The 2,516-nt window shown below is 69.2% G+C and carries 1 protein-coding gene; it reads left to right on the forward strand.

Features of this window, described 5'->3' with window-relative positions:
- A partial coding sequence (locus AB0H42_RS35565; protein WP_357064246.1) for a condensation domain-containing protein occupies nt 1–2,516 on the forward strand: 2,516 nt, incomplete at both ends.

The following is a 2,516-nucleotide window of genomic DNA, read 5'->3' on the forward strand; positions in this document are numbered from 1 at the left end:
CGGTGGACCGCGTCCGGTGAGCTGGAGTATTTGGGTCGTACCGATTTCCAGGTGAAGTTGCGTGGTCTGCGCATCGAACTCGGCGAAATCGAGTCCGCCCTGCTGGCACAACCGCAGGTGGGTCAGGCCGTGGTAACGGTCGTGACCTCGCCGCTGGGCGAGCAACTGGTCGCCTATGCGGTGCCCGCGACGGGCGCACGGATCGAATCCGTGGAATTGCTCGACGCGGTCCGTGCGGTGCTGCCGGCCTATATGGTGCCGGCGACCGTGCTGGAGCTGGACGAGTTCCCGTTGAACCCGTCCGGCAAGCTGGACCGCAAGGCTTTGCCGCAGCCGCAATTCCAGGCGCAAGAGTTCCGGGCACCGTCGACCCCGATCGAGGAGATCGTGGCCGGTGTCTACGCCGATGTGCTCGGTGCGGACCGGATCGGCGCCGACGACGACTTCTTCGCCCTGGGCGGCAACTCGCTGATCGCGACCCAGGTCGCGGCCCGCCTCGGCCGGGCGCTGGATGTCGACGTCCCGGTGCGCGCGCTGTTCGAAGCGCCCACCGTGGCCGCCCTGGCCGCGCGTGCGGAACTGCGGTCCGAGACCGGCGGGCGGGCGGCGCTGGTGCCGCAACCGCGTCCGACCCAGGTCCTGGAGACGGGCGAAGTCGTCGAACGGGTACCGCTGTCGCTGGCACAGCAGCGGATGTGGTTCCTGAACCGGTTCGACCCGGATTCGTTCGTGGACAACATCCCGGTCGCGGTCCGGCTGTCCGGTGATCTCGACACGGCCGCCCTGGCGGCCGCCGTCGGCGATGTACTGGTGCGGCACGAATCGCTGCGGACCTTCTATCCGGAGGTCGGCGGGACGCCGTTCCAGCAGGTGCTGCCGGCGGCCGAGGTGCTGCCGGAGCTGGCGCCGGTCGAGGTCCCGGCGGCCGACCTGCCCGCGCGGCTCGCGGAGTTGGTGATGGCGGGCTTCGATGTGACCTCGAGTGTGCCGTTCCGGGCCCGGCTCTTCCGGCTCGGCGCGTCCGAGCATGTGCTCGGTTTCGTCATCCACCACATCTCCGGTGACGGTTTCTCGATGGCGCCGCTGCTCCGCGACGTGGTGACCGCATACGTGGCGCGTACCGCCGGCGACGAGCCCGGCTGGGCGCCACTGGAGGTGCAGTACGCCGATTTCGCGCTGTGGCAGCGGCAGGTACTGGGGTCGGAGGGCGATCCCGAATCGGTGATCACCCAGCAGATCTCGTACTGGTCGCGGGAGCTGGCCGGGCTGCCGGATCAGCTGGATCTTCCGGCGGACCGGGCGCGGCCCGCGATTTCCTCGGGCCGGGGCGCCACCCACGCGTTCGAGATCGACGCCGAAACCCATGCCGGGCTGGCCGAACTGGCGCGGGCCGAAGGCGCGACCCTGTTCATGGCCGTGCACGCCGCGTTCGCGGTACTGCTGTCGCGGTTGTCCGGGGAGACCGATATCGCGATCGGCACACCGATCGCGGGCCGCGGTGAACGTGCCCTCGACGATCTGGTCGGTATGTTCGTCAACACCCTGGTGCTGCGGACGCCGGTCGATTCCGGGTCCGGGTTCACCGAGCTGCTGGGTTCGGTGCGCGGCACCGATATTGCCGCGTTCGGGCACGCCGATCTGCCGTTCGAACGGTTGGTCGAGATTCTCAACCCGGTGCGATCGCAGGCCCGGCATCCGCTGTTCCAGGTGATGCTGGCGATGCAGAACACGCCGGCGGTGAACACCGAGCTGTCCGGGCTGGCGATCGGCGCGGTCGAGATGCCCTTGGAGACCGCGAAATTCGATCTCCAGCTGGATCTCGGCGAGCGGACCGGAACGGCCGGCATCGACGCGGTCTTCACCTACGCGACCGATCTGTTCGACCGCGAGACGGTCGCGCAGTTCGCCCAGCGTTTCGTCCGGTTGCTCAAGGCCGTGGTCAAGACGCCGGAGCGGCCGCTGGGTGATCTCCCGCTCCTGGACGCGCTGGAGGCCTCGGCGGTACTGCGCGGCGGGTACGGCCCGGAACGCGCCGTCGATCCGGACGCGACCCTGGCCGGTCTGTTCGCCGACCGGGTGGCACGCACTCCGGAAGCGCCCGCGGTGGCGTTCGAGGGGACAGGTCTGTCCTATGCCGCATTCGCCGGCCGGGTGAACCGCCTGGCGCGGCACCTGATCTCGCTGGGCGTCGGACCGGACGTCCCGGTGGCACTGGGCATGCGGCGCTCGCTGGATCTGGTTGTGGCGATGTACGCGGTGGTCACCGCCGGTGGTGCGTATGTGCCGCTGGACCCGGAGCAGCCCGCCGACCGCACGGACTACATCCTGGCCACCGCGGACCCGGTCTGTGTATTGACGAGTTCGGCGGACGGATTCACCACGGCGAACCGTCCGGTTGTGGTCGTGGACGAGACCGACCTCTCGGGGTATGCCGATGCCGCGGTCACCGATGCGGATCGTCGTGCGCCGTTGCGTGCGTCGAATACGGCGTATGTGATTTTCACGTCGGGTTCGAC

This window comes from Nocardia sp. NPDC050799 (genome assembly GCF_040654015.1).
GTDB lineage: Bacteria > Actinomycetota > Actinomycetes > Mycobacteriales > Mycobacteriaceae > Nocardia.